Source organism: Aliiglaciecola sp. LCG003, from assembly GCF_030316135.1.
GTDB lineage: Bacteria > Pseudomonadota > Gammaproteobacteria > Enterobacterales > Alteromonadaceae > Aliiglaciecola.
Genome location: NZ_CP128185.1, coordinates 3,870,447 through 3,886,982, shown reverse-complemented (window position 1 = coordinate 3,886,982; position 16,536 = coordinate 3,870,447). Strand labels below are relative to the sequence as shown.

The following is a 16,536-nucleotide window of genomic DNA, read 5'->3' as shown; positions in this document are numbered from 1 at the left end:
GGCACCAAGTCTGCAATGATAAACGTGCTGACGCATTAAAATGATAAAAACATCAAATGCGCAACACTGAATAATAATAAAAATATAAAGTTAAAAAAATTTTTAGATACCTAAGTGATCTAAAAATAAAGGCAAAGTCGCCCACGCAAACTTTCGTGTCCTGTAGTTTGCGTGGGTTTTTTTTTGGAAAAAAAGGAGCCAGACCATGCTATCTTCACCTCTTTCTGTCGCAGTCAAAAGTGTCAAACGCACAGCATCTAAGCTGGTTGCTGTGGGACTAATAGCTGGGTTGTTGTCGACAACGTCACAGGCCGCAGAATTGGGTTGGCCTGAAAAAGAAGAGCTCAAAATTGGTTTCATAAAGCTGACCGACATGGCGCCTTTGGCCATTGCTTATGAGAAAGGATACTTCGAAGATGAAGGCCTTTATGTGACTTTGGAAGCGCAGGCCAATTGGAAAGTGCTATTGGATAGAGTCATTGATGGTCAATTGGATGGCGCTCATATGCTTGCCGGCCAACCGCTGGGTGCGACAATCGGCTATGGCACTCAGGCACATATTATTACCGCATTTAGTATGGATCTGAACGGCAACGGAATTACCGTATCCAATGATATTTGGCAGCAAATGAAAGCCAATATCCCCCATCAAAATGGATTGCCAGTACACCCCATCAAAGCTGATGCGCTAAAGCCTATAGTTGAGAAATATCAGCAAAGCGGTAAGCCTTTTAAAATGGGCATGGTTTTTCCGGTTTCCACACATAACTATGAATTGCGTTATTGGCTAGCAGCAGGGGGAATTCACCCGGGTTTCTACGCCCCGCATAAAGGCGACACCAGTGGTCAAATTGATGCGCAGGCTTTGTTGTCGGTTACGCCCCCGCCACAAATGCCTGCAACTATGGAAGCTGGGACGATCCATGGCTACTGCGTAGGGGAACCATGGAATCAGCAAGCTGTATTCAAAGGTATAGGTGTGCCGGTAATAACCGACTATGAAATTTGGAAAAACAATCCAGAGAAGGTTTTTGGTGTTAGCAAAGAGTGGGCCGATAAGTATCCGAATACGCATATCAGGGTAGTAAAAGCGATGATCCGGGCGGCTAAGTGGTTGGATGAAAACAACAATGCTAACCGCGGTGAAGCCGTAAAAATACTAGCCAAGTCTCAATACGTGGGAGCTGATCCTGAGGTGATTGCTAATAGCATGACGGGAACCTTCGAATATGAAAAGGGTGATAAAAGAGAGGTACCTGATTTCAATGTGTTCTTCCGTCACAACGCCACCTACCCCTACTACAGTGACGCAATTTGGTACTTAACTCAGATGCGTCGTTGGGGACAGATCTCTGATGCCAAATCAGATGATTGGTTCATGCAAACCGCCAAGAGTGTCTATCGTCCGGATGTGTATGTTCTAGCAGCGAAGTCGCTCATCGCAGAAGGTAAAGCAAACGCTTCTGACTTTCCAGATTTTAACCAAGAAAGTGGTTTCAAACCCCCTCAATCGGATTTTCTAGACGGTGTGACTTACGACGGCACAAAACCCAATGCCTATTTGGAAAAGCTGGCCATTGGTTTGAAGGGCGACATAAAACTTTAATTTTAAATCCAGCATAGGTTCGCGCTTGTGCTGAATATTACTTTGATAAACCGGATGAGCATTAATGATTAAATCCACGCGCTTTCCAATTATGTCGCCAAACGTAAAGTTTGGTTTTGACAAAAGCCAACTGACCAACTTTGCGACAGGCTTAATTTTACCCACGTTAGGCATCATATTCTTTTTGCTAATTTGGAATGTGGCAGCTAGAAATATAGATACTTCTTTGGGGCAATTTCCAGGCCCTGCACAAGTCTGGGAGCAAACGAATACTTTGCTAGACGAACATTACGCTCAACAATCTAAAGCGGAGGAATTCTATCAGCGCCAAGAGGTACGTAATGCGCAGCGAGTGGCGGCCGATCCAAGTTATAAGCCTAAAATTCGTAACTTCACTGGCGCACCGACATTTTTCCAACAGATATGGACCAGCTTATACACGGTTATGATTGGTTTTATTATTGCCTCTTTGATTGCTGTACCGGTCGGAATTGCCTGCGGTTTGAGTAAATCCGCTTATGCGGCAATGAATCCATTGATTCAACTATTTAAACCCGTGTCACCCCTAGCATGGTTACCCCTAGTAACCATGGTGGTCAGTGCAGTCTATGTGAGTGACGACCCGATGTTTTCTAAGTCATTTATTACCTCTGCTGTGACCGTGTCCTTGTGTTGCTTGTGGCCAACGTTGATCAATACCGCAGTGGGCGTTTCATCGATTGACTCAGACTTAATCAATGTGAGTAAGGTATTAAGATTAGGGCCTATCACGCATATTGTCAAAATCGTGTTGCCTTCCTCAATCCCGATGATATTCACCGGATTGCGTTTGTCTTTGGGCATAGGTTGGATGGTATTAATCGCTGCTGAAATGTTGGCGCAAAATCCCGGATTAGGAAAGTTTGTTTGGGATGAGTTTCAAAATGGTAGCTCAGAATCCTTGGCGAGAATTATGGTGGCAGTACTCACTATTGGGCTTATTGGCTTTATTTTAGACCGTCTTATGCTGATATTACAAAGGCAGGTAAGTTGGGATAAGAATGCAATTACTCGTTGATCCTGCGAAAATAAGGAACCCTTACAATGACTAAACAACATCATTTAGAACTCACTCAAGTAGGAATTGATTTTCCCACCCCGACAGGAGTGTTTAATGCCCTTACTGACGTGAACTTGAGGATCAAAAAGGGCGAATTTATTTCGTTGATTGGACACTCTGGATGTGGAAAATCAACGGTGCTGAATATTGTGGCTGGTTTGCTGCAAGCCACCACCGGAGGTGTGATCCTAGACCAGACTGAAGTGAACGAGCCAGGCCCTGAGCGGGCGGTGGTGTTTCAAAATCACTCTTTATTGCCTTGGTTGTCAGTCTATAAAAATGTTGAGCTTGCAGTAAAACAAAGTCAACAGCCACGTAGCAAACAGCAGATTCGCGAATGGGTGGAGCATAACTTGGACTTGGTACATATGAGTCATGCTAGAGATAAATTACCTGCTGAAATTTCCGGAGGTATGAAACAACGGGTGGGAATAGCCCGAGCTTTGTCGATGCAACCAAAAGTCCTGTTGATGGATGAGCCTTTTGGCGCATTGGATGCGCTAACACGTGCCCACCTGCAAGATTCATTGATGGAGATCCAAGCAGAGTTAGGTAATACCGTCATTATGATAACCCATGATGTGGACGAAGCCGTGTTGTTATCAGATAGAATTGTAATGATGACCAATGGCCCGTCGGCCACAGTGGGGGAAATATTGTCAGTGGACTTAGAAAGACCACGCAATCGTATCGACTTGGCAGATAATGCCCAATATAACCATTATCGCCATGAAGTACTTAGGTTCTTATACGAAAAACAACGTAAAGTGGAAACGGTAACCCCTCGATCCGCAAAAAAAGCACAACAAAGTAAAGCGAATATCAATAGTGATGCTGCCTAATTATTTAAGCAGCATCATAAGTAAGTGCTATTGGGCGCTAAATACTTGAGACCCAGCAACCCACGTTTCTAATACTTGGGTTTTCCAAATATCCTCAGGCGGGATGCTAAAGATATCTCGGTCAATTAGAATAAAATCGGCCCATTTACCTTCGGTCAAGCCACCTAGTTTCTGTTCTTGATGAGCCGCGTAAGCACCGTCAATTGTGAAACCTTTAAACGCTTGTAGTAGCGTTAAAGATTGGCTAGGTATCCATCCATCATCTGGCTGATTGTTTCTATCTTGACGAGTAACTGCTGCGTGCAAACCGTAAAATGGGTTGGCTAGCTCTACTGGGAAATCTGAACCTAGGGCAAGGGGTGAGCCTTGCGCAACGAATCGTTGCCAAGCATAAGCGCCACGTAAGCGGTCTTTACCAATCCTATCCTCGGCCATATTCATATCGCTGGTGGCATGAGTAGGCTGCATTGCTGGAATGATATTTAGCAGTTTAAAGCGAGGAATATCATCAAGGCTAATGACTTGTGTATGCTCTACGCGATTGCGTAAATCTTCGCCGCCTAGAGATTTAAAGGTTTGTTCAAAGTTGTCCAGTGCCAAGCGATTTGCTCGGTCACCAATGGCATGATAATTAAGTTGGAATTTGCTGCCCAAGACTAAATCAAACAATGGTTTAAGTTGATTTTCTTGAGTCACCAACAAGCCGCGATTATGCGGCGCATCTGAGTAGTCTTCGAATAATGCGGCCCCACGACTGCCTAATGCGCCGTCGCCATAAACTTTGACGCTTCTGATAGATAAAAAGTCATTTTGGGCATTAATGTAACCTGCTTTAAGCATACTTTCTATATTAGGATCAGTGGCCGCTAACATAGCATATATGCGCACTTTCAATTGATTTTGAGCCGCTTGATTTTGGTAGAAATCATATACAGATTGGCTAATACCAGCATCATGCATGCTGGTAATGCCCAGCGATAATAGATGCGCCGTCGCTGCATCAAGACTGGCCTGATAGAAGACAGTATCGGCCTTTGGTAAATATTTTTCGACCAATGACATAGCCGTGTCAATCAGTACACCAGTCGGATTACCCTGTTGATCTTTTACTATCTTACCACCGGGTGGATCTACGCTGTTTCTATCTACTCCAGCGAGCTCGAGGGCTTTGGAATTTGCCCAACCCGCATGGCCATCCACCCGCTCAAGCCAAACTGGAGTATCGCTTATGTATTCATCCAATTGTTTGGCGGTTGGGAAGGCTTTATCTGGCCATAAGACCTGATTCCAGCCGCTACCTATTACCCAATTTAGTTGCGGGTTTTTCGCTGCATAATCGCGCACATGCATGGCGGCTTTTTGGGCACTAGCATCTTCTCTGACATCCACTTGCAATAGAGTAGCCCCTAATCCCAACATGTGTCCGTGTGAATCAATCAAACCAGGTATTAGGGTTTTCTGCTTTCCATCGATGAAAATATTATCTTGAAACTGGTTTAATAGCGTCGGATCGCCGATGGCTAATACTTTTCCACCCTCGAAGGCGATATGACTAAACTGTATTAATGCCCCTGAGTTCGACAGGGTATAACCCTTTACATTTCCCACAATAGTAGGTTTTGCTTGGGCCAAAAAGCTAAGGGCAGAGATTAATAAAATTGCTAAGGTTTTCATCTACGTTTCCATTGATTATGCTCATTTTTCACCTTTAAAAGTGACCTAAATTTCGTGCTTTTGCAATGCTAGTTGCGGTAATTCATTTAGATAATCCACTGACCACAAGCGTGACATCATGCTTTGATCTATGTTGCCGCCGGAGAGTAAGACTAAAACTGTTTGGTTTTTAGCAACACTGCCAAGCCACTCTGCAACAGCTTGCATACTCATCGCGCTGGTCGGTTCCACATGGATTTTCAGCAGGTGTTGTAACCATTGACTCCAATAGGCAATTTGCACTTCACTGACTTCGAAGAATGCATCAAGTTGCTTTAAAATGGGGAAGGTATGATGACCCACAGATGGTGTTGCTGCACCGTCTGCTAGCGTTATTGGGGCTTGCCCCAAAGTGATTATTTTACCACTACGCAAAGACTGGGCTGCATCGTTAGCAACCAAGGGTTCGGCGCCTATTACTTTAGCGTTAGGGCATAATTGCCGCGTTGCTATTAATGTACCTGAAAGCAAACCCCCGCCACCACAAGGGGCAAAAACAGCATCTACGTCACCGGTTTGAGCTAGCGCATCAAACGCTAAGGTGCCTTGCCCTGCGATGATATCGGGGTGGTTAAAAGGTGGGATCCAAAGGGTTCCCTCCTGCTTAGCTGCGTGTTGCACTGCAAGGTCAGCTTCTTTACGAGTATTAAACAATTTTAATTTAGCGCCGTAGTGCTTGGTGGCTGCTGCCTTTACGGCGGACACATTAACAGTAGAGTATATAGTCGCTGGTATGTTGTATTTACGTGCAGCATAGGCAACGGCTTGAGCGTGATTGCCAGAGCTATTAGCGACAATGTGCTTAGGTAGCTTTCCTTGTTCAGCTAACCTGGTTAGGCAATTAAGAGCGCCCCTGACTTTGAATGCCCCTGTGCGCTGCAAACACTCGGCTTTAAACAAAATGCGACTGCCTAAGCATTCATTTAGCATAGACGATTCTAAAATAGGGGTTTGATGTATCATCGACGATATACGCTTATGTGCGGCATCTACATCTGCAAAACTAATCATGATAATCCGTAATTTAGGCTGAATCATTCAATCCAATAGTGAAGCATATTTTTGGCCGTTTTAATATCGTTCAGGAAAACTTGCTGTTGTGTTTTATACCGGTTCCCCTATGCTTGGTGCCACACAGAATAATTAATAGATATTGCATAAAGGAGTAATGGAATGGGATTGTTAGACAAAATTATGGGTAATGCATCCGAGATAGATGTAGCCGATGTGAGTGAAGAGCTGGCACCTATTATTGGTGTTAATGAGACTGTTGAAAGAGTCTTCAAGGAAGTGCGTGATATGTATGTGTTTACCAACAAACGCTTAATCTTAATAGATAAACAAGGGCTGACAGGGCGTAAAGTCGATTATCACTCTATTCCATATCGTGCTATCACCCAGTTCAAACTTGAGTCTGCGGGACATTTTGATTTAGATGCTGAGATTAAAATTTGGGTGTCTGGTCAAGACGAACCAATTGAAAAGCAATTGAATAAACATGTAGTGGTAGGTATTCAGAAAACCCTTGCAGACTCCATGTTCTAATCAGCCTTGTGCGAAGGCGTAATCATTCAGTGGTTAAAATGCTTCTATGCTATGAAAAAAGGGATGGGTCGTTTGGCGACGCCATCCCTTTTGGTTTACAACTTACTTAGCGCCAATAGTTCGGTCAAAGAAGTTGGTAATGGTTTTATATAAATGGATACCAGTATTTTTACCACGGATGCTGTGTTTCTTGCCCGGATAATCCATAGTTTCAAATGGAATAGCCAAGTCCTGCAGGTGCTTGTACAGTTTAGTACTGTGCTTGAACAATACATTGTCATCAGCCATACCATGATAAATCAACAGAGGCTTTTTCAAGTCTTTTGCATAGGGGAAAACTGAAGCGGCTCGGTATGCGTCAGCAAGCTGCTTGGGGTTGCCCATGTAGCGCTCTGTGTAGTGGGTGTCATATAGCTGCCAATCGGTAACCGGTGCACCAGATACGCCTGCGCTAAACACATCACCGGCTTTAAACATGGTCATCAACGCCATATAGCCGCCATAACTATGACCATAGATGCCAATTCGTTGTTCATCTACATAGCCCAAAGACGCGAGGAATTTCGCTCCGGCAACCTGATCGTCAACTTCAACACTGCCCATTTTAGTATATAAAGGTTCTTCAAAGGCTTTGCCACGGAAATTAGAGCCTCGATTATCCACAGTAAAGACGACATAACCCTTGTTTACCCAATATTGCATCAGCAGACCACGGTTTGCGTACCATTTGTCCTGCACAATTTGTGCATGAGGGCCGCCGTAAACAAATACGATGGCAGCATGCTTACCTGCTATCTTCTTAGGTTTGAAAAGACGGTAATGTAAGTCGACACCGTCGTTGGTTTTGAAGGTACCAAACTCGGGTTTAACCCAATCAGATTGATAGGCATATAACGGATGATCTTTATTAATTTGATTTTGCTCTAGCCAAGTTAGTCGGTTTCCGTCATTGCTATGCAAACTAACCTGCCATGGGGTATTTACGCTTGAGTAGCGGTCTACATAAATAGATGCATCTTCGCTGAAGGTAACTTCATGAAAGCCTTGGCGTTGACTAACTTTTTGAATTTCGCCACCTTGGAGTGATACCTGGTAGAGATGTTTTTCGATAGGAGTATCTTTGCGTCCACTGAAATAGACCAATTGATTATTTGTATCTATGGCCTCTACCTGATCAACCACCCAGTCTCCCGCTGTGAGTTGCTCAATTAGCTTGCCTTGCTTATCGAATAAATACAGGTGCTTGAAACCATCCCTTTCGCTGGCCCACAAGAATTGGGTACCATTATTAATGAAGTACAGATCGTCATGCAAATTTACCCATGTATCACTTGTTTCTTTCAGTAAAACCGTTTGCTTAGCCGTTTTGCTGTTGTAAGCCCGCAACTCAAGGATCTGTTGATTGCGGCTTTGCCACTGATAAGTTAGGGTTTCGCTATCAGGCATCCATTTAGCTCTGGCCAAATAAATGTCCTTTTCTTCACCCATATCAAGCCACTGTGTTTTGCCATTAGCTAGATTGTAAACTGCTAACTCAATGGCAACATTTGGTGTCCCTGCTGATGGGTAACGTTGGCTTATCATCTTGATTGAATCAGCGTAGATTTCACTACGGGTAATGACTTCAACGGGTGACATATCGACTTTGGTTAAGGCTATTTTAGTTTCATCAGGAGACCACCAGTAACCGGTCATACGGCTCATTTCTTCTTGTGCAACAAATTCGGCCATTGCGAATTTAATGTTTCCGCCGCCTTCAGTAGTAATAGCTGTTTCTTTGCCAGTTGCGATATGTTTTACATATAGGTTTTGTTCCCTTACATAAGAGATGAAATTACCTTTGGGTGAAAAACGAATATCGGTTTCAAATGCGTCGGTTGCCAATAATTGACGAGCCTTGGATTCGCCTAATTTTAAATAATATGCATCTCCACCCAATGGAAATAGCAAAGCACTGCCGTCATCAGACCAAAAGTATTCGATGATCCCGCTGCCGCTTTCGCGCATGCGTTCTCTTCTGGCTTTTTCTTCGTCTGAGAGCTGTTCGGTGCCACTGATAAGATCATTGGAATTAAACAGCATTTGGGTTTTGCCAGTTTGTACGTCATATTCCCACAAATCATAACGTTCGTAATCTGAGGTTTTGCCTTTTAAAAAGGTGACACGTTTTCCATCAGGGGAGACTTTAAGTTTTTTAGGCGCAGAGCCGTCCAGCGCGGGAGACTGGAAAATGCGTTCAATGCTAAGAGATTGTTGAGCAATCGCGGTTGAAGCTATCAACGTAAGAATGCTGAAAGCGGTAATAGATAAATATTTTTTCATTATTAGGATTATTCTGTCGTTCGAGATAGGTTATTGTAAACCTATCAAGGCATAAATATACAGCGGCAAGTATGACAAATAAAATTGCACTCGTTCTTGGGGCCACAGGGTTAGTGGGTGGTGAGGTACTTAAAGCGCTTGTCAAAGACAGTCGTTACAAGCAAATTAATTGTATTGTTCGACACCCCGTAGGGCTTGAATCAAATAAGATTCGGCAGAGTATAATCAAGCCCTCAGCTGAGCGTTTTGAATGGCATCAATATGCCGAAAGCTTTGCAGTTGACCATGTTTATGTTTGCTTGGGTACAACGATTAAAAAAGCCGGCAGCAAGAAGGCATTCCGTGAAATTGACTTCGATTTAGTCTATCAAGCAGCGTTAATCTCGATTGAGTATGATGTACGTAGCTTTGTTTGGGTCTCTTCCGTCGGCGCAGATGCCAGTAGTCATAACTTTTATTTGCAAGTTAAGGGTGAACTAGAGCAGGCGATATATCAGCTCGAACAATTAAATGCAGTAGCGGTAAGACCATCGCTATTGCTAGGAGATAGGCAAGAAAGTCGTCCAGCGGAACAAATTGGCAGTTTTTTAGTTAAGCTTGTTTCACCGTTCTTAATTGGCAGTTTGGCTAAATATAAACCCGTTCAAGCATCCGAAGTGGCTAAACAAATGATTGAATTACAACGATTCTGATGACGAAAAAATTAGACGGTTTTCGCTTTAAGCAATTCCAAATTGAGCATTCCCTATGTGCCATGAAAGTTGGCACCGATGGTATTTTGCTAGGCAGTTGGGCTGAGCCTGGCCCCTCGACGAAATTACTCGACATTGGCACAGGTAGTGGTTTATTGGCCATAATGCTGGCGCAGAAGTCCCCTTGTGAGGCGAAAATTTATGGAATTGATATAGACGCAGCGGCCATTAAGCAAGCCTGTCACAACGCCGCAGAATGCCCATGGCCGAGTAAATTGTCCTTTGATGTTCTGCCAATACAGTCACTACCCGCCAACCAGCAATATGACTTCATTATCAGCAATCCGCCTTTTTTCGTAGCCAAGCGCGGAGAACTAGCACCTGCTGATGCTAATTATATGACAACGACTCGACGACAAGCTCGTCACTTAGATAGTTTAAACCTAGACCAACTTATGCAAGCAGTGAGGGGCTGTCTTAGTCCACAAGGGCAATTTAACTGTATTTTGCCCGCCCAAGCAAAACAAATCGATGAGCTTGCCGAGGCTCATGGATTGTATTGCCAGCGTAGAACCTGGGTTTTTTCCAAAGCCAATAAGCCAGCGATTCGTCAACTACTGTGTTTTAGCAAGTTCCAAAATGATATCTTGCAGGATAATCTCGTAATTCATACTGATGCTGGTGGCTATTCAGATAGTTATAAGCAACTTTGCCAAGGCTTTTATCTGAATTTCTAATCGCCCTAATATTCATGCTCATCGCTTATTTAAGATTATTAGTCTCGATAACCCTCTGTATTTGAATTTAATTGCTATATTTAATCTAGACTAGTTTCAGAATGTGGTGGGATATGCGAGATTTAGAACTGCCGGACGCTATCGCCAGTTTGATAGACGAATTACAGGTTGTGCAAGTGACTTGGCTGGGCATTCCGCTGCAGCTACCCAAATTTGCGGTGTATAGCATTGTTCCTAACCCGGTATTTGATCGACATTTCTACCGCAATGGTAGGCGTATGGCGATGGTTAGACTGGGCCGCTACGAGGTACCAGTTATAGACCCATTTCGGGGGCACATCGACCAGCCGCCTAAATATCTAGTGATTATAACTCACAGCAAAGAAAATCGTTTTGGTCTGTATGCTTACCCTGCAGATCATGTGGAAGACAATGTGCAAGTTCCTAAATATCATCGCTCGGTGCGCAGAATTGTGCAGGATTTCATTTAAGCTAAAATTTAGATACAAAAAAGCCCTTACAAGTAAGGGCTTTTCATTTTATCCAAGTCGGTAAACAGGGCTAGCCTTCTTTTACCAAAATAGATACTTTGTCGATTCCTGCTTCTTTAGCTTGGTTCATCACTTCAACCACAACACCATGTTTGGTTTTAGGATGGGCCTGAATTGCAGCAGAGTCAGTATTGTTTTCAGCTAAAAAGCTTTGGATGTTTGCTACTACGCGACGAATATCAACTTCACGATTGTCCATGACGATAGTGCCATTTTGGTCAATACGAATAGCCAATGTCTTAGCATTACTTGGCGGCGGCGGTGAGTCCGGCGCTTTTGGTCGATTAGCAATTAAACCTTTCTCTTTAACGAATGAAGTTGTCACAATGAAGAATATCAACATGATGAAAACAATGTCTAACATTGGTGTCATGTCGATTGCTGCTTCGTCATCAGCCGAGCCGTGTTTCTTTTTTCTCATAAATAAAACCACAGTTATAAATCGTGAATTCCCCTAGTATAGAATTACTTTGGGCCCTGAGTAAATGCGTTATGTCGAATTCATTTACAATTTTGTACAAATAATCGGTTTTAATAGCCGTCGTAGCAGTATTACAACTCAAAAGTGCGAAAAATATAACCCATCCGATTAATATACGTACTGGCACTACCAGTTACTGAGGAGCTAGGACTCTTCCTAAAATGTCAAAATAGCGCAATATTAGCTGATTTCCCATAGTCCGATGAGTCCCCAGTGGATAAATCCCTAACTTTGCTTCCGGGCTGAGTTTAGTGCCTTGAACTAAAAATGCATTTTTGATCGGATGATCTTGAATTGTTGCTTCAAAAGCACGGGCTGCCATTTCTTGTGGTTGCGCGTAGTAAAAGAATTGCATAGATTTGTCGGCAAGAGAACTCAGTCTGACATATTCGCTCGGCTCATTGCCTTGTTCGTTTAAATACAAGTGCTCAAACCAATCGGCTAAACGCTCATTTAGCGGATGCGAATATTGCTGATCATCCTCAAGCCATAGTTGGGAAGCAAACGAAAGCCGTGAGGTGTTGATAAACATTTTCGGACAAATATAGTGGTCGAATGCATGAAACCATTCGTGGGCAAGGGCGCCACCTCCAGCATTCTTGGCTAAACATAGTTGTCGGGTTTGCACTTCATAGTGGGCGCTACTGTGTTTTTGGCCGCCGACACCAAACGCTAAGGACAAAGTACCATTGAGGGAAATCACTTGTTCGGGTACGTGTAAAATATCCATCAGGTCGCAAAAGGCATCGAAAAACAAATTTGCAGCGATCTGCTGTTCCTCTTTAGTTACCCATTTGCCCACCGAAACTCGTTTAAAACCGAACATTTTATTGATGTCCGCGAAGCTGACATCTGCGCCACTTCGATGTTCGCTGCCATTGCGATAAAAAGGACGCTGAATACGAGGTATGGGTTCAGGCATGAGCTATTACTTAATGATCTTCTAATTCACTTAGCAATTGCTCACACCATAGTTCGATCCGCTGTTCGGACTGATCATATTGATTTTCATCATCCAAAGATAAACCCACAAAGTGACTCTTGTCTTCTGTTAGGCCTTTGGAGTGGGTGAATTGGTAACCGCTATTCGGCCAGTAACCGATTATGTCGCAGCCTAACACCGCTAATTCATCGTGCAACATTCCCAAAGCATCTTGAAACCAGTCGGCATAACCAAGCTGATCTCCTAGGCCGAACAGGGCCACTGTCTTGCCCTTTAAATTTAGTTGCTTAATATCGTCCCAACTCGACTCCCAGTCTTCTTGCAGTTCGCCAAAATCCCAAGTAGAAATACCAAAAATTAATACATCGAACTGCTCAGTTTTTTGCAGTGAAACATCCTTGATATTAAACAATTGCGCGACTTTATCGGCAAAGAGGTCGTCTAATATGGTCTGGATTTTTTCGGCAGCCATTTCGGTATAGCAGGTGGTTGATCCATAAAATAGACCAATTGAAAAAGATTTCTCAGACATGATTTTGCCTATTCAACTACGTTTGTCGGTATTGTCTATGGATGGGCGAGATTGATCCAGTGTTGGCGTATATTTTTTATGGATTTGATCAAAACAAACTGTTCGCGAGCATTTAAAATATCTACTCGAGCGCTTACAATTAAGCAGTGGCGTGAAATGGATTGGTCGCTGATAATTGTGACTCACAATAACAGCGAATTTAAAAAGAACTACAATGCGATGTTGAAAAATACTAACCATTGCCACCTTATTTTCCCGGAATTTATAGCAGATTTATCAGATTGGCGGTAATACTCTGGAATTACCGGATATTACTTGACAAGTGAAGTTATCAGCTCTTATTGTATACGTATACATTTGTTATCAAAATATCATCAAAAAGTAATAAATTTGTTATCTTTATACCAGCTAGGGTAAATTATGAGAACTCAATTTAAAAAGAAAACTAACCTTATTGCCGCAGCCATCATAGGATGCACAGTAGGTGTAATCCAAGTAGCTAGTGCCAATGTTGGAGACTCTTCGCTTAAAGGTCATGTTAGCCTAGCGGGTCAATCTGCTAACGAGGGTGTCAATATCACCATTATTAACGTTGATAATGGCAATAAAATAAACGCCACCACCAATCAAAATGGTAATTACACCTTGACCGGTTTAAAACCCGGCAATTACAAAATACAAATTGGTGATTCAAATCGCCAAAGTGAAGTTTTTAATATTCAGGTTGGTCAATCAAAAGTAATGGACCTGGATGACTCTGTGACCTCTACCAATGCACAAGACATTGAAGTTATCAGTGTAGTGGCAAACTTCAACAATTTTGATGTGAGCTCTGAAGTTGGTACAGGTGTCTCCGCCATCCAAATAGAACGCCTACCGCAAATAAACCGTAACTTTTTAGCTTTTGCGGACCAAGCCCCAGGAGTAAACTTAAGTGTAAGCCAAGCTGATGGCAGTGTTAGTGTCACCAGTGGAGCGCAGACCGCCAGTGCAGTAAATGTGTTCATTGATGGTATCGGTCAAAAGGACTATGTCTTAAAGAGTGGAATATCTGGCCAAGATAGTAGCCGTGGTAATCCTTTCCCGCAAACCGCGATTGGCGAGTATCGTATTATTTCGTCTAATTACAAAGCTGAGTTTGATCAAGTCTCCAGTGCAGCTATAACTGCGGTAACAAAGTCAGGTACTAATGAATTACATGGCGGGGTGTTTTATGATTACACCGATTCAGGCATGCGCGAAAAGACTCCCATTGAAGAAATGAGTGGCGACAAAGCGGATAGCAAACAAGAGCAATTCGGCTTCTGGTTGTCTGGCCCAATAATTGAAGATAAATTACATTATTTTGCGACCTATGAGCGTAAACAGAATGATGATTTGCGTGAAATAAGAGTGAATCGACAGGACCTGATCGACAATTACCCGCAATTCTTGCAAGACGCCATAGCGCAAAATGTTGGCGCCACTACGGCTAAATTCGAAGAAGATTTATTTTTTGCTAAGTTGGATTGGAACATCGACGATGATCAAAATTTATCTGCATCCGTTAAATATCGAGATGAAGTAGAAGTAACCGGCATCGGTGGCGAAAATACTCAGGAATACGGAACTGATAAAGAAAACGATGATTTACGTTTTACCGTGAATCATCAATATTGGGGTGATTCTTGGTCTAATAATTTAGCCTTTACTTATGAAGATGCAGTGTGGAGCCCACATGCTAGAACGTCGGGAGCAGGTGCTAGATATTTTATTGGCACCAATGATCAGATCTCAGGTTCTATTATAAACTTGGGCGCAGGACCTGACTTTCAAGAGAAAGGCCAAAAAGGCTGGTCGATTAAAGAGGATTTAACTCTCACCGACATCATTTGGAATGGTGAGCATACCATCAAAATGGGCTTTAAATATAAAGCGGTAGAGCTGACAGCTATTGAGAAAAATCCTGCCAATCCGCAAGTCTATTATGTTTTAGATGCTACTGACATCACCGAGGACAGCACTACAATTATGGCCGCTGTACCTTATAAAGTAGAGTACGGACAAGCACTTGATTCAATCGGTAATGGTGCTGCGGTATCAAAAAACAAACAGTTGGGTTTTTATATTCAGGATGATTGGGCCGTCACCGACCGTCTGGAATTGAATATAGGCTTACGCTTGAGCTTTGAAGACTCACCACTTTATACCGATTACCGCACCCCCGACGATGTAGTGGATGCGGTAACAAATTGGTCAAATATCGAGAATGCTGATTATGAAATCAGTGATTACATAAGCACTGGCAATGAGCGCAGCAGCAACGATGCACAGTGGGAACCTCGAATCGGTTTTTCTTATTTGCTAACTGAAGACTCTATGCATTTGTTGTTTGGTGGATATGGTCGTTCTTACGATCGAAACCGTTTTGATAACTTGCAACTAGAAACCACCAAAGGGACTTTCCCTAAGCGTACCGTTTACTTTTCCGGTGATCACTCGCAACCCTGTAATGCCCCTTGCATCCCCTTTAGTGAAGACTTCTTAACCACTCTGGATCAGCCCACGGCGACAGGTAGCAGAGAAGTGTTTATGTTGAATAACAATCTTAAACAGCCTTATGCGGATCAATACAGTATTGGTGTGCGTAGCACCTTTGAAGACTTTAGCACTGAAGTTGGTTTTACTCGCGTAGAAACCCGTGATGGCTTTATGTATCAAATCGGTAATCGTCGAGCGGATGGAACCTTTTTCGCGCCTGGCACAACTTGGGGTGTTCCTTGGGGAGATGATATCCCGGGTGACGGCTTGAGCCACTTATTGTTGGGTAACAATGGTTTGGAGTCAGACCGTGACTCAGTACACTTTAAATTGAATAAAGAACATACCCGCAATTCCAATTGGGGCGGGGCATTAACTTATACCTATACTGATGCTACCGAGAATCGCCAGTACGGTGAAATCTTTTCATTGGATTACCCGACCATTGATGGTTTTGGCACCAACGCATCTGCCGGAGTAAGCGATCATGTGTTAGTGGCAAGTTTGACCTATGACCTACCTTGGCAGATCAACTTTGCGACCAAAGTTACCCTTAAATCAGCAGCACCATTTTACGGTACTGATTGTCGAGCGGGATGGTCTGATTGTAAATATTCCATTGGCTATCAACAGGAAAAAAGTTTTGCTATAGGAAAATGGGCCTATAGACAAATTGACCTGTCTCTATCTAAAGATTTCAATCTTGGCGATGGCGCTATGTATGTTCGTCTAGACGTATTGAACCTGCTTAACACTCGAAACTACGGCGTTTCTGATAACTGGTTTGGCGGTGCGGGGGAAGAGCTTCCTGCCAACAACGGCGCTCATAACGGTGTGATCGTAGGGCCGACTCGGACCTTGAAATTATCCGTAGGGTATAACTTCTAGATAGCACTACAGTGCCATTTAAATCTCGGTTGAGGAGTTTAAATGGCACTTTTTTCTTTTAGAGC

14 protein-coding genes are annotated in these 16,536 nt (G+C 43.2%); 8 read left to right on the top strand and 6 right to left on the bottom strand.

Going from position 1 to position 16,536, the window contains the following annotated elements; translation table 11 throughout:
• Positions 1 to 205: 205 nt before the first annotated feature.
• From QR722_RS16875 to QR722_RS16865, 3 genes are all read left to right on the top strand, one after another.
• On the top strand, positions 206 to 1,606 hold the full coding sequence (locus tag QR722_RS16875) for a CmpA/NrtA family ABC transporter substrate-binding protein (RefSeq protein WP_286284118.1): 1,401 nt from the start codon (positions 206 to 208) through the stop codon (positions 1,604 to 1,606).
• Positions 1,607 to 1,697: 91 nt separating this feature from the next.
• Positions 1,698 to 2,663: an ABC transporter permease gene (locus QR722_RS16870; protein WP_286287715.1), complete on the top strand. Its 966-nt coding sequence runs from the start codon at positions 1,698 to 1,700 to the stop codon at positions 2,661 to 2,663.
• A gap of 26 nt (positions 2,664 to 2,689) precedes the next feature.
• The gene (locus QR722_RS16865; RefSeq protein WP_286284116.1) at positions 2,690 to 3,547 is read left to right on the top strand and encodes an ABC transporter ATP-binding protein; all 858 of its coding nucleotides are present in this window, start codon (positions 2,690 to 2,692) and stop codon (positions 3,545 to 3,547) included.
• A gap of 27 nt (positions 3,548 to 3,574) precedes the next feature.
• Here the strand turns inward: QR722_RS16865 and QR722_RS16860 are convergent, their stop codons facing one another.
• On the bottom strand, positions 3,575 to 5,221 hold the full coding sequence (locus QR722_RS16860) for an amidohydrolase (RefSeq protein WP_286284115.1): 1,647 nt from the start codon (positions 5,219 to 5,221) through the stop codon (positions 3,575 to 3,577).
• 45 nt (positions 5,222 to 5,266) lie between these two features.
• Positions 5,267 to 6,271: a serine/threonine dehydratase gene (locus QR722_RS16855; RefSeq protein WP_286284114.1), complete on the bottom strand. Its 1,005-nt coding sequence runs from the start codon at positions 6,269 to 6,271 to the stop codon at positions 5,267 to 5,269.
• Between the two features lie 162 nt (positions 6,272 to 6,433).
• Here QR722_RS16855 and QR722_RS16850 point away from each other — a divergent pair, with 162 nt between their 5' ends.
• Positions 6,434 to 6,805: a PH domain-containing protein gene (locus QR722_RS16850; protein WP_286284113.1), complete on the top strand. Its 372-nt coding sequence runs from the start codon at positions 6,434 to 6,436 to the stop codon at positions 6,803 to 6,805.
• A 102-nt stretch (positions 6,806 to 6,907) separates the two neighbouring features.
• On the opposite strand, the gene QR722_RS16845 is transcribed toward QR722_RS16850, so the two are convergent.
• On the bottom strand, positions 6,908 to 9,127 hold the full coding sequence (locus QR722_RS16845) for a S9 family peptidase (protein ID WP_286284112.1): 2,220 nt from the start codon (positions 9,125 to 9,127) through the stop codon (positions 6,908 to 6,910).
• Positions 9,128 to 9,198: 71 nt separating this feature from the next.
• On the opposite strand from QR722_RS16845, the gene QR722_RS16840 reads away from it, so the two are divergent.
• From QR722_RS16840 to QR722_RS16830, 3 genes are all read left to right on the top strand, one after another.
• Positions 9,199 to 9,819, top strand: a complete 621-nt coding sequence (locus QR722_RS16840; protein ID WP_286284111.1) for an NAD(P)H-binding protein — start codon at positions 9,199 to 9,201, stop codon at positions 9,817 to 9,819.
• On the top strand, positions 9,819 to 10,556 hold the full coding sequence (locus tag QR722_RS16835; RefSeq protein WP_286284110.1) for a tRNA1(Val) (adenine(37)-N6)-methyltransferase: 738 nt from the start codon (positions 9,819 to 9,821) through the stop codon (positions 10,554 to 10,556). The genes QR722_RS16840 and QR722_RS16835 overlap by 1 nt, the downstream gene beginning before the upstream one ends.
• A gap of 113 nt (positions 10,557 to 10,669) precedes the next feature.
• Positions 10,670 to 11,047, top strand: a complete 378-nt coding sequence (locus QR722_RS16830) for a hypothetical protein (protein WP_286284109.1) — start codon at positions 10,670 to 10,672, stop codon at positions 11,045 to 11,047.
• Between the two features lie 70 nt (positions 11,048 to 11,117).
• Here the strand turns inward: QR722_RS16830 and QR722_RS16825 are convergent, their stop codons facing one another.
• The 3 genes from QR722_RS16825 to fldB all read right to left on the bottom strand — a co-directional run bounded on the left by QR722_RS16825 (position 11,118) and on the right by fldB (position 13,063).
• Positions 11,118 to 11,528, bottom strand: a complete 411-nt coding sequence (locus QR722_RS16825) for an ExbD/TolR family protein (protein WP_286284108.1) — start codon at positions 11,526 to 11,528, stop codon at positions 11,118 to 11,120.
• A 193-nt stretch (positions 11,529 to 11,721) separates the two neighbouring features.
• A complete protein-coding gene (locus QR722_RS16820; protein ID WP_286284107.1) occupies positions 11,722 to 12,510 on the bottom strand; it encodes a CLCA_X family protein in 789 nt (262 codons plus the stop codon).
• A 10-nt stretch (positions 12,511 to 12,520) separates the two neighbouring features.
• Positions 12,521 to 13,063: a flavodoxin FldB gene (gene fldB / locus QR722_RS16815; protein ID WP_286284106.1), complete on the bottom strand. Its 543-nt coding sequence runs from the start codon at positions 13,061 to 13,063 to the stop codon at positions 12,521 to 12,523.
• Between the two features lie 420 nt (positions 13,064 to 13,483).
• Between fldB and QR722_RS16810 the strand changes: the two genes are divergently transcribed.
• Entirely contained in the window at positions 13,484 to 16,471 is a 2,988-nt protein-coding gene (locus QR722_RS16810) for a TonB-dependent receptor (RefSeq protein ID WP_286284105.1), read from the top strand.
• Positions 16,472 to 16,536: the final 65 nt, after the last annotated feature.

Bases quoted from the DNA above. Each gene is read 5' to 3' on its own strand.
- QR722_RS16875 (WP_286284118.1), top strand. From the start codon at position 206: ATGCTATCTTCACCTCTTTCTGTCGCAGTCAAAAGTGTCAAACGCACA.
- QR722_RS16870 (WP_286287715.1), top strand. From the start codon at position 1,698: ATGTCGCCAAACGTAAAGTTTGGTTTTGACAAAAGCCAACTGACCAAC.
- QR722_RS16865 (WP_286284116.1), top strand. From the start codon at position 2,690: ATGACTAAACAACATCATTTAGAACTCACTCAAGTAGGAATTGATTTT.
- QR722_RS16860 (WP_286284115.1), bottom strand. From the start codon at position 5,221: ATGAAAACCTTAGCAATTTTATTAATCTCTGCCCTTAGCTTTTTGGCC.
- QR722_RS16855 (WP_286284114.1), bottom strand. From the start codon at position 6,271: ATGATTAGTTTTGCAGATGTAGATGCCGCACATAAGCGTATATCGTCG.
- QR722_RS16850 (WP_286284113.1), top strand. From the start codon at position 6,434: ATGGGATTGTTAGACAAAATTATGGGTAATGCATCCGAGATAGATGTA.
- QR722_RS16845 (WP_286284112.1), bottom strand. From the start codon at position 9,127: ATGAAAAAATATTTATCTATTACCGCTTTCAGCATTCTTACGTTGATA.
- QR722_RS16840 (WP_286284111.1), top strand. From the start codon at position 9,199: ATGACAAATAAAATTGCACTCGTTCTTGGGGCCACAGGGTTAGTGGGT.
- QR722_RS16835 (WP_286284110.1), top strand. From the start codon at position 9,819: ATGACGAAAAAATTAGACGGTTTTCGCTTTAAGCAATTCCAAATTGAG.
- QR722_RS16830 (WP_286284109.1), top strand. From the start codon at position 10,670: ATGCGAGATTTAGAACTGCCGGACGCTATCGCCAGTTTGATAGACGAA.
- QR722_RS16825 (WP_286284108.1), bottom strand. From the start codon at position 11,528: ATGAGAAAAAAGAAACACGGCTCGGCTGATGACGAAGCAGCAATCGAC.
- QR722_RS16820 (WP_286284107.1), bottom strand. From the start codon at position 12,510: ATGCCTGAACCCATACCTCGTATTCAGCGTCCTTTTTATCGCAATGGC.
- fldB (WP_286284106.1), bottom strand. From the start codon at position 13,063: ATGTCTGAGAAATCTTTTTCAATTGGTCTATTTTATGGATCAACCACC.
- QR722_RS16810 (WP_286284105.1), top strand. From the start codon at position 13,484: ATGAGAACTCAATTTAAAAAGAAAACTAACCTTATTGCCGCAGCCATC.